Here is a 15638-nt window from a genome sequence, read left to right on the forward strand (position 1 = left end):
GGAGCCGGTGCCGGTGCGGGTGCCAGCGCGAAACACGGACGCGGTTCTGATCCTTTTCGCCCATGCTCGTGATCACTACATCCGACAGGTGGCCGATGCCCGGCTGGCACAGGATGCGGTGCGCCTGCCACGGAAAGCCTTCACACAATTTCATTAGGCGATTCGCAGTATCGAGTAGGAAGTAAGTTGGCATTGCTGCTGCCGAGCGCTTGGTCTCGCGGGCAGTCCCAGCACATGGATGGGTAGCGGCCCTGCATCTTGACCTCGCCCATCCGAACCGGACGTCGTTCTTCCTAGCTGCTGAACGGACCGCTATGCGATGAAAACTTTCGAACATGGCTCCGGCCCGACATCGCCGACCAGGTTTGACGGCGATGTCGGAGACGACATCTGGACTGGCGAGCGGATCGCGGCCTTGGGCATGGTGACGGATCTAGCGACGACCGCGCGGATCATGAGGTTCTCGCGTTCACTCGCGTATGACCTGGCCAAGCGCGACCAGTTTCCGGTCCCGGTGCTCCGATTCGGCAGCCACTACCGGGTGCCGGTTGCGGCCATCCTCCGCGCCCTGCAGGTAACGTCCAACCCCCATGGCGATTCGCTGGCACCAGCGCCGGAACACGACCAAGTCTCAGGCGGAGAGGCATTCCCGGGTCACCCTCGACCGAACCCGCAGGCACCTACTGCCGCACGCTCAACCGGAGAGACGCACCTGAGGCGGCCGAGAGGGTCTGAGTTCAAACGCTGTTCCTGCCGGGATCGCGAGGGCCGCAAACTCGGCAACCGCTGCCAGCAGTTGCGCCGAGCGAGTGGGGCGTGGAATCCCAACCACGGCCGGTGGGCCTACCAACTCGAACTGCCCACCCACCCCGGCCAGGCGCGCCGGCAACTACGCCGCAGCACCTTCGACACCCGCGAGGCTGCCGCCGGCGACCGCGACCACGCCAAAGCCCTGCTCGCCCTCGCCAGCGACGACCCGGCCGTCGCCGCCGAGATCGCCGACATGCTCCTCGCCGTCACCGTCGGCGCACCACTGCCGGACCGCGACACCATCGCCCGACGGGTCCGCGCCGGACTGCCCGCCACCGTCACGACCACCGTCGGCGAGTACCTGCAGTCGTGGCTGGCATCCCGCCGCAGCCTCAGCAGCGTCCAACCCAACACCCTGCTGGCCTACGAGTCGCACATCCGCGTCCACCTGGTCCCGCACCTCGGCGCCATCGCCCTGGTGAAACTACGGGTCGAGCACGTCGAGGCCATGTTCGCCGCCATCGCCGAGGGCAGCACCGCCATCGAGATCGCCCGCCAGAGCGACGACCCCACCATCCGCGCCAGCGTCCGCGGCCTGCGCACCACCAAACCGGCCAGCATGCACCGCATCCGCGCCACCCTGCGCAAGGCACTCAACGACGCCATCCGCCGCGGCAACAACCGGCTCATCGACTTCAACCCCGCCGCCCACATCGAGCTGCCCTCCGGGGTACGCCCCAAAGCCCGGGTATGGACCACCAAAGCCGTACAACGGTGGCGCGACACCGGCGAGCGGCCCAGCCCGGTCATGGTGTGGACCCCTCAGCAGGCCGGCGCGTTCCTCGACCACGCCGAAGAGCACGACATTGCCCTCTACCCGCTGTTCGCGCTCATCCTGCACCGCGGCCTGCGCCGCGGCGAGGCCGTCGGACTCACCGACGCCGCCGTCGACCTCGACAACTCCCTGATCAGCGTCACCCAACAGATGGCCACCCACGGCTACACGCCCGTGATCAAGAAGGTCAAGTCCGAGTCCGGCAACCGGATCATGGCGATGGCCAGCATCACCGGCGTCGTCCTGCGGGCCCACCACGCCCGCCGCGCCCAGTGGAAACTTGCCGCCGGCCACACCTGGCCCGACACCGGGCTGTTCTTCGTCCAACCCGATGGGAAGCCCTGGCACCCCAATGCCGTCACCGACCGCTTCGAAGCCCTCGTCCGCGACGCCGACCTACCCCCGATACGACTGCACGACCTGCGGCACTGCGCCGCCACCTACCTCAAAGCCGCCGGCGCCGACCTCAAAGACATCCAGGAACTCCTCGGCCACTCCTCCACCGCCATGACCGACGTCTACACCTCGATCATCGCCGAACTCGACGTCGAACGCGCCAAAGCCGAAGCCGCCGCCGAACTACTGTCCCGCCACCGAGGACGGGCTGCCGCGCGGACGTCCGTTATCGCCACTCGTCGCTGGTGATGAGGACGGCGATGCTATGGATCTTCACGATCACGATGAGATTGGTGCGAGGTCGTGCTGGTCTGCCAGAAGCACGACGGCTTGGACGCGGCCTCACTACAGCTTGTCCGCCTCGAACGAGCGATCGTGACGGTCAAGCTGGACGACGACACTCACCGCGTTCGTCAAGCGAGCGTCTCCCGGCAGCCCCGGGCCCTGGGGATGTCGCACGGATCAGGCAAGATCTGCGACACCCCCAGGACGCGAGGAGTCGCCGCATGGCCAAGAAGGCAACGGTCTACACGTGGACGAGCTCGGAGGGACATCGGTTGGCCATCACCGTCGAGCCGGCACGCGTTGACTGGAAGACGTGGGACACCAGGCGAGGGCGGGTTGACCCCGCCGAGCCTTGCTTCACCCCGCGAAATACGGTCCGTTCCACCGACCTCATTGAGGGTCGCTACGTGCTGAACGCCGGCTGGGACCAGGAGGGCGACCGCGATTGGGCATGGGCGGCGCCACAGATCACGCGTGGCGTAGTACCCGGGAAGGAGCATGTGCTCGAGCCGCCCGGGAGACGCACCGCCAACGCAACCAACACCACGAGCAAGTGGTCGTGGACTTTCCTGGACGTCTACGACCTCGCACCCGGCGGGATCGCCTGGGCTCCGTTCAGCTCACAGCATCCGTTTTATGACCGGTCACACCAGATTGCCAAGGAAGCAAGAGCTTGGCTGGATGCGGCTCACCCGGAATGGCGAGCGGAATCCAAGCATCTAGGCATTGAGGCCGACCTGGCCCACCAACGGGACAGCGTTTCACACAAGCGAGCAGCTATCCGCGAAGCCCAGGCGACGATCGCTGAGTCGCGTCGCCGTATGACCGAGCTGCGGGCCTTGCGCCCGAAGGCGTAGGCATCGGCAAGAAGTCCGATCGGCGTACTCGGACCGGTTTGCCCGATGACGGCGTCGCCTCGACGGGCGGGCACGGGTACTGCGAGTTGACGAGGTTTCACGTACGGTGGTCCTGCTTTCTGGAGATCAGGCCGATGGCCACCCGTTGATTGTCGTGAGGAACCGAGGCACGGATGAACGACAGACGCGACCCACGCCTGTCGCTAGCGAGCCTCGATTCCCTCGGTGACGAGGCCGCGCTTCAGCGACACGCCGAGCAGATGCTGCGGGAGAGGGGACACCTCTCCCGCGCGGCCGATTTCCGCGGATCCGACGCCACCGGATCGGTCTCCGTGGTCATCGACACGCGACGCCGCGTGGAGACCGTGACGGTTTGCCGTGAGTGGCGCGGCGAGGTTGGCGTGGCTCGGTTCCCGGCCGCGCTCTTCGAGGCCTACAGCGCCGCCGTCGGCGCCGCACTGGAACAGGCAGCCTTGACGGAACTTCAGCAGGGGCAGGCTCCGCCAACACCGCCACGACCGACGGCGGTGCAGGCGTCGCCGGAGCTCGACGAGGACGTGTGGTCGCGGGCGACCTGGCGCACGCTGCAGGGCCTCGACGCGGAGCTCGATCGGGTGGCGCAGCTGCGCGTTTCCCCAGTCGAGCAGCTGATGACTAGCCCCAACGGTTGTCTGACGTTGCGGATTCGTGCGAACAGCATTGTCGGTATCACCGGCGACACGGGACGGATCGCCCGTGCCGACGCCGGTCAGCTGCAGTTCGAAGCACGGTCCGTCTTTCGGGCTTTCGACCTGGCAGGGGCAGATCATCACGACCTTGAGGGGTGGCCAGGTGGATGAGCTGAACGTCATCACCGACGCGTTGCGTACCGAGGGCGGCAAGTGGTTGCACCTGTCGGACAGCGCTTCCGTCATTAAGGGCGCCGCGGAGGGGCTGAGCTTGGAGGCGTCTGCCTTCTACATCGGCGACGTCAACGCCGGCGTGCATTCGGCTGCGTACGGCGACTTTCACGCCTTCATGGTCGGGATTCTCGCGGGGGCGGCGACGGAGTTTGAGCAGGTCGGTGAGGCCCTTCGGCGCGTGGCCGACGCCTACGACCGGGCCGACGAGGTGATCTCGCTGGACCTCAACAAGATCTACAAAGCCTAGGCACGGACGTCACGACCCGGAAGGACACGCAAGCCGATGCAGCCCGCACCGCCGGACCTGGAGTACGGCGAGCCGTTCAACAAGGCCTTCGACCAGATCCGCGTCGGCGTGGACCTTGCCGTCGAGGGGTTCAACGACGTCGTCTCGCAGGTCAACAAGTGGGCGTGGCTCCTCGGGCCGGCGGCGCTGCTGTGGATCAAGCGCAACATTGACGCCGTGCGCCGCGGCCTGCGGGAGGTCATGGATCGAGTTGATCACGCCGTGGAGCACCAGATGCCGGTGCTGTCGCTCATTTCGATGAGCTTCCGGTGGGTCGCCGAGGTGAAGACACCTGTCTCCCAGCTGTCGTTCGCCATCAGCGAGCCAGTCGACCAGAACCTGGTCAAGTGGACCGGCGACGCGGCGCGCGCGTACGCCGATAAGGCTGTCAAGCAGCGGGCGGCGGTTGACGAGTCCGTTCTCAAGGCGGAGTTCATCAGTCAGTGGCTGTTCAAGATCGCTAGGGCCAACGTTGACTACGCGGTCGAGCTAGCGACGATCGTCACCAAGCTGGCGGGTAAGTTCGCTCAGGCCGCTGTCGACGCGACAACGGTCATCAACATTCCCTGGGCCATCGACACGTTGGCCGCGTCTGTCGGCGATCTCCTCACCGCGGGATTGGACACCCTCCTGCAGATCGGTGAGCGTTTCGTTGACGCGTTGGGTAACGTCCGGGACATCGCGACGCAGGTCGGTGACTACTCCAAGCTTCCCGGCGGCCGTTGGCCCGAAGCCGTCCGCGGGTAGCGCCTGTCGTCAGGCGTGCGGCACGGCTGTGTAGGTGGCCTTGAGGATCGTCAGCGCTTTCGCGGCGAGTACCTCTTTAGGCAGGTAGGAATCGCCGCCGACCGCGAGCCAGACCTTGACCACCAGGTTGGCGCCTCGGGCGTGGACCATGTACTCGGCGTACTTGAAGCCAGGGTCCGATCGCTTGACGAACCCCTCGGCCTCCTCGCCGACCTCGGCGACGGGGCCGTCCGCCGTCATGCCTGTCACCTGCTGGGTCGCCGTGTAGAGGCGTCCCGCCTCCTCGGCGCTCGTCAACGAGGAGGCTTCCACTAACAGGTTCGCCTGGTGGTCGTCCGCAGTGCGCATCTCGAACAGGCACGACGAGCCCTGCCGCGCCAGCGGCGGCTTCGGATCGGTACGAGCGACTCTCACCGACAAGTCCGCCAGGGGCGTCAGGTCCGTGCGCCGGCACAGGTCGAGGTTGGTGGCGTCGTAGGAAGGGCCGACGGCGGGCGCCGGGCTACTCGTGGCGGGAACACCCACGACCGGCGAGGTGGTGACAGCACGGGGCGTCGCTGATCCGCTGTCGTCACACCCTCCGGTAACCGCGAGCGTTACCAGAAGGCCGACAACCAGCGCCCGATTCCGGGACCGAGCTTCCACGCCGTTGACCATACCGTCAGCTGCGCCAGGCGATCGCCCGTGCTGGTTACCGTTATCGTCGAGGCATGCCCCGCGAGACCCTTGAAACTGTCGCTCGCTCCCGCGCCATCACCGCGGCGGCGGTTCTGCAACAACTGGTCGATCTACGCGCCTACCCCCACCGCCACCTTGCCGTGGCCGCCTATGCCCCCGGCGGGGACAGCATCAGCCAGGCACTCGCCGCCGCGGACTACCTCAGCCACACGGGATGGGAACTCATTAACGTGACGGAGGTTGGAAGCAGCAGGACACTGCACGCGATCATGCGACGCAGGTGAGCCCGTAGACGTCGGGCCCCATCGGCGCGTCAGCGGTTGGCCTGACTGCCTACCCTATGGAGATAGGTGAGCTTCCACATCATGCTTCTACGGGAGGAAAGCAGAGTGGACGGATCTTCGACAACAATTGTCACCGCCCCGCGCACGGTCACCACGATCGTCGCGATCGCCTCCGACGACACCTTCGCACACGTCTACTCGAACGCGCGGCAAATGATCGAGGATGGGTTCGGTGATGCCGACAGCCGTCGGGGGGCCCTGGAATTCTTCAGCGCGGCAGGCGCACAACTAGTGCCAGTTTTCGGTCCGGCCTGGCAACTGGTCGACCTGCGGGATAGTCGCGACGAAGCCGACGCGGACCGACTGCACCAGCGTCTCGCAGCCGTAGTGGACCACGTCGTGGCATACCTCAGGAAGCATCCCGAGTTCGTCAAGGCGAGCGGCCTGACACTCGACGAGGCACTCCTCCAACTACCCCGAGCGGCCGAGCAGGACCTCGCCCACGTCCTGACCCTCTTCCCACACCACATCAATGACGACGAAACCATCCAGCCGTTGAGCCGAGGGGGCTACTTCCACAACGCGCTCCACGCCGCCGGCTGGACGCACTGAGCGCCACCACGGCACGTCTGCCAGCTATGGGGACGCACTAGCCCAGTTACTTCCACTGTTTTCGCCTCAGGCCTCTACAGGTCATCGGACCACCAGTGTGGATCAAGGCTTTTGCCGTGGCCTCGAGGGCATTTTCCGTAGCCAGTGTTAGAGACGTTCCAATGCTGGTAGCAGTACGGGGCATCACACTGGCCGCAAAATCCGGCGTCGTCGTGAAAACCCGCGGAGGCTACGGCGGCGTACTGATACGGCTGGGCGAAGGCGTTGGCAATCCGTTGTGCTTCTGCCAGGTCCACCGGTCGGCCGGATCCGTTGCCCGCCTCGATCCCCGAGAACAGCAGCCACCACTGCTGGTCGTCGTGACGCTGTCGGGCAGCGTCGTAGGCGTCGCGCTCCTGCGGTGACCAGCGCTGCCAGTGCGCAGGTCGGGCACCAGGTGCGACGAGTTCGACGTGTGCTGCCGGTCGCCCACACACCGCGCACGGTGGTTCCGCTACGAAGGCCTGGAGCATGACTCATCCTCCCCTCTGTTAGGCAACGGCGCGCAGTCGTCGGACAGTGTCGCCGCTACGGTCGGGCTGGGTGGTTTCCCATCGACGTTGTAGCGCTTCGACGACGGTGGTGATCATTGGCTCGGTGACGTGGCTGTAGATACCCCGTACACCGGTGAGGCGGTGACCGAGGCGGCGGGCTTGGGCGATCTCGGGGATGCCGTCCTCGATGAGCCAGGTCTTGTGGGTGTGGCGAAGGTCGTGGAAGTGCATGCCGGCCAGGACCGGTGGGATGCCCTGTTGAGGGTTGCCGGCGACGGCGGGGGTCCAGGCGCGGCGGTTGAAGTTGGATCGTCGCTGGTGGTGACCGCGGGCGCCCGGGAAGACGATGTCGTGGGGTTGTTCGGAGAGGTGCACGGCGAGGAGGTTGGTCAGGAAGCGGGGCAGCCGGATGTGGCGGACGGAGTCGTTGGTCTTGGGCGGGCCGAGGAAGAGCTTGCCTTCGACTTCGTGCAGGGCGCCAACATCAGGGTGCACGTGGATGCTGCCGGTGGTGAGGTCGACGTTGTCGCGAGTGAGGCCGGTGAGTTCTCCCCACCGCATGCCGGTGTAGGCGGCGGTAAGGATGAGCAGCCCGTCGCTGGGGCGGGCTTGGCGGGCGACGATCGCAGCGACCTGCTCAGCGGTGGCATGCGGTCGCTCAGCGCGGATGCCTTTGGGGATGCGGACTCCCCGACAGGGGTTGAAGGGAACACGGCGGTCTTCGACGGCCTCTTGCAAAACCATCGACAAGACCATGATCACGTCAGCGACCGATCGTGGTGACAGGCGTTTTCCCAAGGCGACGGCGAGGGTCTTGACGTGTTGGCGGCGGATGTCGACCAGCGGCAGCGGGCCGAGGACGGGCAGGATGTGCAGCCGTAGGTGACTACGGTAGGCCGCCCAGGTCGCGGGGCCCGCTTGGTGAGTCGTTTCCCAGATCGGAACCCACTCGGCGAGGGGGATGCGTCCGCCGCGGGGATCGATGAAGGTGTCGCGGGCCGCCTCGACGTCGATTTCCTTGGCGCGGATGACGGCATCGGCGCGCAGATCGTGCGATGAGTCGGTGGTGACGGTGCCGTCGGGCATGCGCAGCCGTACGCGGAATCGAGTGCCGCGCTTTTCTACCCAGGCCATGGTGTGGTCTCCGTCCGGTCGGTGTCGGGTGCGGGGGTGATTGACGCGTGACTGTCGGGGTGAGGCAAGTCGTCGGCGGGGTGCCGGCGGCGTCGGGTGGCGCGCCGGCCGGTGGGGGGTTGGGCGGCGGCGGCGATGATGGCGGCCAGGTCGGCGCATGAGAAGCGCAGGTGCTTGCCGAGGAAGGTGCAAGGAATCTGGCGGCGGCCGGCGTGTCGGCGCAGCCATGACTCCGGCACGCGTAGTCGGGCGGCGGCCTCGGTTGGGGTGTAGAGCCGCGGATCCTGGTCGTCGTGGCCATCTGCGCGGTGGTCGACGGTGGGGGCGGCCGGTGGTGGTCGGCGTCGGGCTCGGGGCAGGTTGGCAGACATCGGTGGACTCCCGAACGTCGTAGGTTCTGGCGGCTGGAACCGGGGTGGTGGGGGGGGGGGGGGGGGGGGGGGGGGGGGGGGGCCCCCCCCCCCCCCCCCCACCGGGGGCTGGCAGTGGCTAGATGTGCTGGCAGAGCAGCAGCCGCAGGGCGGTCGCCGCTTGGGCGGGGACGACGCCGTTGCCGAGGACCCGCAATGCGGTAGTGCGGGGCAGGCCGAGCGTGGGGTCGGTGACCCAGTGCTCGGGCAGGCCCATGAGCCACTCCACGAACGGCGGCGCGAGGACGGGTTTGCCGTGCCGGCCGATTTGCGTGGGTTCGGGTGCGGGGCGGCCGAGCAGCAGCTCCCAGCGGGCGACCGCGTCGGCGTAGCCGCCCCACCGCTGCTCGTCGGGCTGCCCGAGTGCGGCGATGGTGGTGCGCAGGTCCGCGCCGCCGTCGCCATGCCGCCCGGGGCCGCGCCCGTCGGACGCGCGCGGGGTGGGCAGGATCCGGGCCGGGACCCGCACCGCCGCAGAGGGGAGGGTGAGGTCGCCGTGCGAGCCACGCTGCCCAGGGCAGCCCTTTTCGCCGTCGGTGGCCCGCGGGGTGGGCAGCAGCACCTCAGACAGCGGGGGCCGGAACCCGGCACCCGCGCGTCGTCCGGGCGTGCCGGTGTCGCTCGCCCTGGGAGTGGGCAGTAGCCGTGCGCCGTCGGCGCGCGTGTGCCCGTGCTGACCGGTGCGAGCGATGTGCCCCGCGGTGGAGGTGGGTAGGAGGCCGTGGGTGGAGCCCGACGGTTCGATGAGGTCGGGCAGGCCGTACTGGTGGCCGGGTCCTTTGCCGTCACGGGCGCACGGTGTCGGCAGCGTCCGCACCTCCGCCCCGTCGAGTGGCGGGTGCGGCCAGCAGGAACAGCCGGTCGCGGCGGTGGGCGGCGCCGATATCGGACGCGCGTAGGCATAGCCAGCTCGTGTCGTACCCGATCGCGGCCAGGTCGGCTTCGACGACGTCGAATCCTCGCCGCAGGAGGGCGGCGACGTTCTCCACGAACACGAGCGGCGGTCGAAGGACGCGAACGGCGTCGGCGACGGCACTCCACAGGCTTGAGTGCTCTCCGGTGATGCCGGCGCGCTTGCCGGCGTTGGAGATGTCCTGACACGGGAACCCGGCGGTGAGGACGTCGACGGGCGCGACGCGGGCCCAGTCGACGGTGCGGATGTCACCGAGGTTGGGCACGCCGGGCCAGTGGTGGGCGCAGACGGTGCGGGCGTGGCGGTCGGTCTCGGCGTACCAGGTGAGCTGGCCGCCGAGCACCAGCTCGACGGCCATGTCGAGGCCGCCGTAGCCGGTGCACAGCGATCCGATGCGGGGGGCGGTGGTGTGGGCAATGCTCACGCCACCTCCCCGCGCCCGGCGTCGCCTGTCACCGGCTCGCCATGTGGGCAGGACCAGGGGCCACAGCCAGGCGTTTCTGCGGGTTGAGGACGTGGGCGCAGCTGTACTTTGTCCAGCGGCACTCGCTGCCTGTGCAGGAAGAATTGGCCGCGCAATGGGTGTCCGTCCGCGTTGGCCCGGGCGGAGCCGTTGCGGATGGACCGGTCGAAGGCGACGGCGTCGGCCCACTCCTGCGGGCTGTGCTCGCGCAGGGCGAACCAGAAGCCGTCGTCGTGGAACGGGCAGCCCACGCACGACGACTTCGGGGTGTCCGCGAGGCCGTGCTCGGCCAGGAAGCGTAGACAGTCGGTACGTCGCCAACCGACGTCGAGCAGCGGATGCACGTTGTGCATGTAGGCGACGTCGGAGTCCCGGGCCCGACCGATCTCGTCGAGGCTGATGCCGATCGCGACCTCTGCCCGGACCCCTGCCGGGACGCGCCTCGGGTGTGGGTAGCCCAGCCGGCGCCGCACTTCCGCCTTGATGGGTTTGATCTTGTATTCGGAGGTGCACTGTCGGCGGGCCATACCGCGCTCGCCGTTCGGGCCGAGGGTGAACAGGGGCATGGAGGCGAACCGGTGGCGTGGGTCGAGCGCGTCAGCTCGGATGTCACCGGCGCTGACGCGCACCACCTCGATTCCGGCCCGTTCGGCGATGCCGGTCAGGCGGTCCAGGTGCCGGTAGACCGCTGCCGGTTCCCAGGAGGTGTCGGCGAAGATCGCCGCGGTGAACCCGGGGATCGCCCCCTGGGCGGCGAGCAGCAGGAGCGTGGAGCTCTGCACGCCGGCACCCAGGGACAGGTAGCGGTGGGTGGGTGGGCTCACGCGACCACCCCGGATCCGTCCTCAGGGGGGCGCGTCTTGGTGAAGATCAGAACGTCTTCGTGGGCGATGAGGTGCATCGGCACCCCGGACGTGCGGGCCTTGCGGACCTGTTGGAGTTGGAAGAACGACGGGCGGGCGACGAGCTGCCCGTGACGGACGGCGGCGAGGAGGGCGACGCACCGCTCGGTCGGCACGAGTCCGGCGCGCAGGCCGGCGGCGATGACGGCGCTGGGCAGGTCGATCAGCTCGCCGCGTTTGCGCCACGGTCGGGCGGTGACCACGACGGCGCCACCGGGCCGTAGCAGGGTGGCGCAGCCGCGCAGGATCTCAGCGAAGCCGTCGGTGAGGCCGGTCAGGTCGCGGTAGGCGAGGTTGCCCTTGTCCTCGCCGTCGTTGTACCGGTCGTCGTACTTGACGACGCCGTGCTCGCCGGGGCGGACGAGGCCGTGGACGGTCGGCCCGTACGGCGGTGAGGTGACCACGAGCGCCACCTGCCCGGTGAGGGCCTTCGGCACCAGCGACATCAGCCGGGTCGCGTCGCCGCGGATGACCGACGCGCGTCCGCTGGCGCCCTGGTCGTGGGCGTGGCGGATGTTGGCGTCGGCGATGTTCGACCATCGCGGCTCGTATTCGATGCCGAAGGCGTCGCGGCCGGCGTGGACGGCCTCGACCAGGGTGGTGCCGATGCCGCACATCGGGTCCAGGACCAGATCGCCGGGCTGGGTGTAGGCGGCGATCGCGTGGGCGGCGATCGCGGGCAGCATCCGGGCGGGATGCTTGACCGACTCCGGCACGTACCGGCCGCGTCGCTGTACAGGGCCGGTCGACTGGGCGGTAGCCCAGACGGACAGGCCCCCAGGATCGGCGCGGTGGCGGCCATCGTACTCGCGGTGCCGGCCCGGGTAGTCCTCGCCCACTGCGGAGCTGTTGGTGTCCGGCTCGCTCGCGCCTGAGGATCCCGCAGTGGTGTGCTCAGCCACGGCGCTCACCACCGTCGCGGCCACGGCGCCGTCCCACTCCAGCGGCAGGAGTCGGGCATGGGGTGAAGACCATCAGGTCGGCGTGCACCCGCAAGTGGGAGACCGACCACTGCTCGGGGTTGGCGTGGGCCAGGGTGAGCAGCTCCTCATCCGCGCCGTAGTAGGCGAACTGGTCGCCGTCGGTATCGGCCTCGACGGCGACGATGTGCTGCAGGTAGCGCAGTCCGGCCCGGGAGGCCGCGGCCACGAGCGGCCCGAAGTCCTCTGGCGTGGGCTGCGTGCCGGCGGGGACGCCGACGACGAGGACGAGGCAGCCGCCGTGGCGCAGCAGCCTCGCGCAGGCAGCGAGGAGCCAGGCGAGGCGGACCCGGGCCGTCGTGCCGGCCTCGTGCAGCGGCCAGGAGGCAACCACCAGGCTGATGGCTGCGTCCAGCGGCCCGTCGTCGGGCGGCCGGACGACCGCGGCGTCGGCGCCGGGCAGGTCAGGGTCGGTGAGGTCGTCGCCGAACCAGTCGACCAGCTCGGGCGGGTCCTGCGCGTCGCCAGCCTCCGGCTTGCCGGGGACGGTGAGCGGGTTGGTTGCGGTCGTGGGCGCCGGCGGGCCGGCGGTGGCCGGTCCGATGATCAGGCTGGAGTTGTCGGTGAACCAGGCGCGGTGGTGCTGGCGCCCGCCCTGGGCGCAGATCGGTGCCAGGACGTGGTCGGTGGTGAGGTCGACCACCGCCTCCCCGGGCCGGCTGTAGGCGGCGACGAGGCGGTAGGCCAGACGGGTGGGCAGGCTGGTGCGCGGGTCGGCGCCGGTGCGGGCCGTGCGCCAGACCGTGATCGGTACCGGCGGGTCGCCGGCAATCAGGTCGATGAGAGTGGAGTCGGCCGGCTCGGTGTGGTCGGCCTGCTGGTGCGGTTGCGGCGTGTGCTCGCTCATGTGCTGTCGGCTCCGCGCCGCGCCGTGAAGCGCTGACATCCCCAAACCGTGTTTTGTGAGCCTCGGCGAACACTTGCCGAACCCACAACCGCTCACAACGCGCGACCCGGCAGCGGCTTCTCCCGGTTTTCGTCGTCCTGTCCGATGCCCGCGACGTAACGGCAGCCATCGGCAGACGCCCCACCGCGACGGAACCGGCTTCGTCCCTACTCACGTCTGTCAGTGACGCTGGGTCCCTGACAGGGGGCGCTGACGGTGCCGGCGCCGGTTGGAGACAACGCTTCGGGCGTCGACGTGGACATGAGCGTTGACCGGCCCTGTGAGAGGTTGCCGAGCGTCGTGTGCCGGGCCGTTGTCATCGGCGCAGCGTTGCCTGTCAGAGGGTGCGGGATGTCCAGCGGTGACAGCCTGCCGCGACTGTCATGGGTACGTCGGTAGTCCGCGCGGGCCGTCCCCGGCGATCGGTGTCAGTGGCGCTGTGAGCCGACGCGGTTGTCACAGCGGGCCGCGCGTGTCCCGCGTGAGGTCGTCCGCGCCGTCTCGCGGGTCGCGACGTGAGCCTCTGTCACCACCTCCGAACAGCGCGGTCACAGGATCTGTCAGGGTGTCATAGGGCAGGTCAACCGGCCTTTGTCAGGCTCTTGCCAACGATCGGCGGCGATGGCGCGCCGTGCGCGCGGGCCACTGACAAAGGCCCGGGTCGAGGCGACGAACAGGGCCCTGAGCGGCTCTGTCAGGACATTGTGAGCCCTCTGTGGCGCAATCGATGCCACCGATCGCCGTGACAACGCCGGCGACGGCATTCGCATCCCTTCGGTGTCACAGGAGTGTTGACATGAGCGTGTCCGACGCTACGAACTGGCCGACTTCCGCCCTCGACGCGGCGGCGACCGCCTACGCCGCGCTGACCTGCGAGCCCGCGCCGCTGGCTCTCGACTGCACGGCGTTCTTCTCCGACGCGGGTCTGCCGCGGCCGGTGATGCCGCTGCCCGCGCTGCGGGACTGGCTGTTGCGACACTCCCGCGCCTACACGGCGCGTGACGAGGTGTGGCGGGAGCTGATCCGACGCGCCCGCCTCGACGGGCCGCACTGGGTCATCGCAGCGGTCGGCATGGCGATGCCGGCGCTGCAGCAGTACGCGGCCCATCTGTGCGAGGGCTACACCGGCGACCCAGCGGATATCGACGCCGAGATCCTGACCGGGTTCCTGACCGCGCTCCGCGACCGGGCCGACCTGGGCAAACCCGCGCCGTACGCGAGTCTATGCAGGGCGGCGTGGCGAGCCGGGCGGGACCTGCGGCTGCAGCAGCGTGAGTGCCTGCCGGTGCAGGACATCGAGCACCTTGTTGCCGGCTCCCGCACCCCGCCGGTGCCGTATGGTCATCCGGATCTCCTGGTCCGCCGCGCGGTGGCCCTCGGGATCCTCGATCCCGAGGACGAGCAGCCCTACATCGACGTGCGGCTCGGTCGCCGGGCGATCGAGCCCATCGCCGCGAGGAATGGTGTCAGCGTCGACGCCCTGCGCATGCGGCTGTCACGCATCGACAGCCGTATCGCCGAGGCCCTCGCGGACGGGCTGCTGACTGGGGTCGCGTCGCCGGAGACCACGGCGCGACTGCGGCAGCAGGCCGAGCAGCGCGGCGGGCGCCGCGCGGGACGTGCCGCGGCCGCCGGCCGCGAAGCCGCCCGGCAGCATGCTGCGGCAGCCGCCTGACAGCCAACCGGCACGGCTGTGGCCCGACGTACCCCGTCGGGCCACAGCCGTTTCGGCGTGCCGAGCGCCCGTCCCAGTAGAGCTGCTTCGGAGGTAGGGCGCTGCGCTGGCAGCGAAGAACCAGCGCAGGATTGCCAGCCGACCTTCCCGACCGACGCGTTTGCGGCGCAGGCACCGCTCGGCCGTCCCCCTCCGCTCCGACGATCGAAACCTCTCCGCCATCGTCCTAAGCACCCCGGAAGGGGCGAACCGATGCGGCCGTGTCAAAGAGCTGTGAGCCCCGGCGGCACTCACACCGCTCAAAAAGCAGCCCGTTCCGATCCGGCTGTGAGCCTTCGCCTGCAGGCAATGCTGTCGACGGTGAAAGGCCTTGACCTGCCCCGTGAGCCCTGCCTGGAGCTGAGTGAGCGTGGCAAGTGTTCGCCAGGGCTCACAGATCCCGGTTTGGGGGTGCGGGACTTCAGCGGGCCGTACCGCTCGCCGGTCCCGCCCGCCGCCGGGCGACACGAGCAGCGCGATCCGCGCGCCTCGGGTGCCGCGCCAATTGATGCGCTGACACCACATTGATGACCGCAACCCACCCACGAGGGAGGACGAGCTCCTCCCGGGGCTCACGCGGTCGGTGCTGCTGCTCACCAGCGCCCGGCGGCGGTCCCATCAGACCGCTTCGAGCAATCGCCGCCCCCGGTCACACGTCTTCGTGATCGGGGCGGCGGGAGGTGAACCGCAATGTCCCGCACCCCACAGCACACTCTCCGAATCCCGCGAGTCGTTCGTCTCGCACTCCGTGTCGCCGTACCGCTGGCCGGCATCGGCCTGTCACTCGCCCTCCCGACCGCCGCGTATGCCGATCCGGGCGGCGCTGTCTACTTGGCGGCGAACTCCCTGCCGGTGGTGATCGCCAAACTGCAGGCCTGGCTCATGAGTATCTTGGCCGCCGTCGCCACCCTCTTCCTCGTTCTGGCCGCCGTATACCGGGTCACCGCTGGCGGTGACCCGTCGCAGGTCGAGAAAGGCAAACTCGCCATGCGCAACGCGCTGGTCGGCTACGGCCTGGCCGTCCTCGCCCCGATCCTGCTGCAGGTCGTCCAGGGCATCGTCGGGGGTTGA

The 15638-nt window shown here is 69.0% G+C and carries 18 protein-coding genes; 10 read left to right on the forward strand and 8 right to left on the reverse strand.

All coding sequences use genetic code 11. The features are described 5' to 3' along the window. The first annotated feature begins 796 nt into the window (after window positions 1–796). The 5 genes from ACGFH8_RS31065 to ACGFH8_RS31085 all read left to right on the forward strand — a co-directional run bounded on the left by ACGFH8_RS31065 (window position 797) and on the right by ACGFH8_RS31085 (window position 5058). A complete protein-coding gene (locus ACGFH8_RS31065; RefSeq protein ID WP_393374189.1) occupies window positions 797–2230 on the forward strand; it encodes a tyrosine-type recombinase/integrase in 1434 nt (477 codons plus the stop codon). A 257-nt stretch (window positions 2231–2487) separates the two neighbouring features. Next, window positions 2488–3123 (forward strand): hypothetical protein, encoded by a 636-nt coding sequence (locus tag ACGFH8_RS31070; RefSeq protein WP_393374191.1) that lies wholly within the window; start codon window positions 2488–2490, stop codon window positions 3121–3123. 173 nt (window positions 3124–3296) lie between these two features. Next, window positions 3297–3962: a hypothetical protein gene (locus tag ACGFH8_RS31075; RefSeq protein ID WP_393374194.1), complete on the forward strand. Its 666-nt coding sequence runs from the start codon at window positions 3297–3299 to the stop codon at window positions 3960–3962. Continuing rightward, the gene (locus ACGFH8_RS31080; protein WP_393374196.1) at window positions 3955–4272 is read left to right on the forward strand and encodes a hypothetical protein; all 318 of its coding nucleotides are present in this window, start codon (window positions 3955–3957) and stop codon (window positions 4270–4272) included. Before ACGFH8_RS31075 ends, ACGFH8_RS31080 begins: the two co-directional genes overlap by 8 nt. 36 nt (window positions 4273–4308) lie before the next feature. Continuing rightward, entirely contained in the window at window positions 4309–5058 is a 750-nt protein-coding gene (locus ACGFH8_RS31085; protein WP_393374199.1) for a hypothetical protein, read from the forward strand. Window positions 5059–5067: 9 nt separating this feature from the next. On the opposite strand, the gene ACGFH8_RS31090 is transcribed toward ACGFH8_RS31085, so the two are convergent. Further along, window positions 5068–5703, reverse strand: a complete 636-nt coding sequence (locus ACGFH8_RS31090; RefSeq protein WP_393374200.1) for a hypothetical protein — start codon at window positions 5701–5703, stop codon at window positions 5068–5070. Window positions 5704–5768: 65 nt separating this feature from the next. On the opposite strand from ACGFH8_RS31090, the gene ACGFH8_RS31095 reads away from it, so the two are divergent. From ACGFH8_RS31095 to ACGFH8_RS31105, 3 genes are all read left to right on the forward strand, one after another. Further along, window positions 5769–6020 (forward strand): transcriptional regulator, encoded by a 252-nt coding sequence (locus tag ACGFH8_RS31095; protein WP_393374203.1) that lies wholly within the window; start codon window positions 5769–5771, stop codon window positions 6018–6020. 66 nt (window positions 6021–6086) lie between these two features. Further along, the gene (locus ACGFH8_RS31100; RefSeq protein ID WP_393374205.1) at window positions 6087–6632 is read left to right on the forward strand and encodes a hypothetical protein; all 546 of its coding nucleotides are present in this window, start codon (window positions 6087–6089) and stop codon (window positions 6630–6632) included. Window positions 6633–6793: 161 nt separating this feature from the next. Then, window positions 6794–7036: a hypothetical protein gene (locus ACGFH8_RS31105; RefSeq protein WP_393374208.1), complete on the forward strand. Its 243-nt coding sequence runs from the start codon at window positions 6794–6796 to the stop codon at window positions 7034–7036. A 126-nt stretch (window positions 7037–7162) separates the two neighbouring features. Here the strand turns inward: ACGFH8_RS31105 and ACGFH8_RS31110 are convergent, their stop codons facing one another. The 7 genes from ACGFH8_RS31110 to ACGFH8_RS31140 all read right to left on the reverse strand — a co-directional run bounded on the left by ACGFH8_RS31110 (window position 7163) and on the right by ACGFH8_RS31140 (window position 12814). Continuing rightward, complete coding sequence (locus ACGFH8_RS31110) at window positions 7163–8299, reverse strand: tyrosine-type recombinase/integrase (RefSeq protein ID WP_393374210.1); 1137 nt, start codon at window positions 8297–8299, stop codon at window positions 7163–7165. Beyond that, on the reverse strand, window positions 8287–8670 hold the full coding sequence (locus ACGFH8_RS31115) for a helix-turn-helix domain-containing protein (protein WP_393374212.1): 384 nt from the start codon (window positions 8668–8670) through the stop codon (window positions 8287–8289). The genes ACGFH8_RS31110 and ACGFH8_RS31115 overlap by 13 nt, the downstream gene beginning before the upstream one ends. Window positions 8671–8788: 118 nt before the next feature. Continuing rightward, window positions 8789–9271: a hypothetical protein gene (locus ACGFH8_RS31120; RefSeq protein ID WP_393374214.1), complete on the reverse strand. Its 483-nt coding sequence runs from the start codon at window positions 9269–9271 to the stop codon at window positions 8789–8791. A gap of 223 nt (window positions 9272–9494) precedes the next feature. Then, window positions 9495–10046, reverse strand: coding sequence for a DNA cytosine methyltransferase (locus ACGFH8_RS31125; RefSeq protein WP_393374217.1), 552 nt, complete (start codon window positions 10044–10046; stop codon window positions 9495–9497). Next, entirely contained in the window at window positions 10043–10909 is an 867-nt protein-coding gene (locus ACGFH8_RS31130; RefSeq protein ID WP_393374220.1) for a hypothetical protein, read from the reverse strand. Before ACGFH8_RS31130 ends, ACGFH8_RS31125 begins: the two co-directional genes overlap by 4 nt. Then, on the reverse strand, window positions 10906–11898 hold the full coding sequence (locus ACGFH8_RS31135; protein ID WP_393374433.1) for a TRM11 family SAM-dependent methyltransferase: 993 nt from the start codon (window positions 11896–11898) through the stop codon (window positions 10906–10908). Before ACGFH8_RS31135 ends, ACGFH8_RS31130 begins: the two co-directional genes overlap by 4 nt. Then, complete coding sequence (locus ACGFH8_RS31140; protein ID WP_393374222.1) at window positions 11882–12814, reverse strand: hypothetical protein; 933 nt, start codon at window positions 12812–12814, stop codon at window positions 11882–11884. The genes ACGFH8_RS31135 and ACGFH8_RS31140 overlap by 17 nt, the downstream gene beginning before the upstream one ends. 835 nt (window positions 12815–13649) lie before the next feature. Between ACGFH8_RS31140 and ACGFH8_RS31145 the strand changes: the two genes are divergently transcribed. Continuing rightward, on the forward strand, window positions 13650–14528 hold the full coding sequence (locus ACGFH8_RS31145; RefSeq protein WP_393374224.1) for a hypothetical protein: 879 nt from the start codon (window positions 13650–13652) through the stop codon (window positions 14526–14528). A gap of 729 nt (window positions 14529–15257) precedes the next feature. Continuing rightward, complete coding sequence (locus tag ACGFH8_RS31150) at window positions 15258–15638, forward strand: pilin (RefSeq protein WP_393374227.1); 381 nt, start codon at window positions 15258–15260, stop codon at window positions 15636–15638.

This window comes from Micromonospora sp. NPDC049175 (assembly GCF_043197345.1).
Taxonomy (GTDB): domain Bacteria; phylum Actinomycetota; class Actinomycetes; order Mycobacteriales; family Micromonosporaceae; genus Micromonospora.

Excerpts from the sequence above, each read along its gene's own strand:
- ACGFH8_RS31075 (WP_393374194.1), top strand. The coding sequence starts at position 3,297 with ATGAACGACAGACGCGACCCACGCCTGTCGCTAGCGAGCCTCGATTCC.
- ACGFH8_RS31145 (WP_393374224.1), top strand. The coding sequence starts at position 13,650 with ATGAGCGTGTCCGACGCTACGAACTGGCCGACTTCCGCCCTCGACGCG.
- ACGFH8_RS31070 (WP_393374191.1), top strand. The coding sequence starts at position 2,488 with ATGGCCAAGAAGGCAACGGTCTACACGTGGACGAGCTCGGAGGGACAT.
- ACGFH8_RS31115 (WP_393374212.1), bottom strand. The coding sequence starts at position 8,670 with ATGTCTGCCAACCTGCCCCGAGCCCGACGCCGACCACCACCGGCCGCC.
- ACGFH8_RS31095 (WP_393374203.1), top strand. The coding sequence starts at position 5,769 with ATGCCCCGCGAGACCCTTGAAACTGTCGCTCGCTCCCGCGCCATCACC.
- ACGFH8_RS31140 (WP_393374222.1), bottom strand. The coding sequence starts at position 12,814 with ATGAGCGAGCACACGCCGCAACCGCACCAGCAGGCCGACCACACCGAG.
- ACGFH8_RS31085 (WP_393374199.1), top strand. The coding sequence starts at position 4,309 with ATGCAGCCCGCACCGCCGGACCTGGAGTACGGCGAGCCGTTCAACAAG.
- ACGFH8_RS31150 (WP_393374227.1), top strand. The coding sequence starts at position 15,258 with ATGTCCCGCACCCCACAGCACACTCTCCGAATCCCGCGAGTCGTTCGT.
- ACGFH8_RS31105 (WP_393374208.1), top strand. The coding sequence starts at position 6,794 with ATGCTGGTAGCAGTACGGGGCATCACACTGGCCGCAAAATCCGGCGTC.
- ACGFH8_RS31110 (WP_393374210.1), bottom strand. The coding sequence starts at position 8,299 with ATGGCCTGGGTAGAAAAGCGCGGCACTCGATTCCGCGTACGGCTGCGC.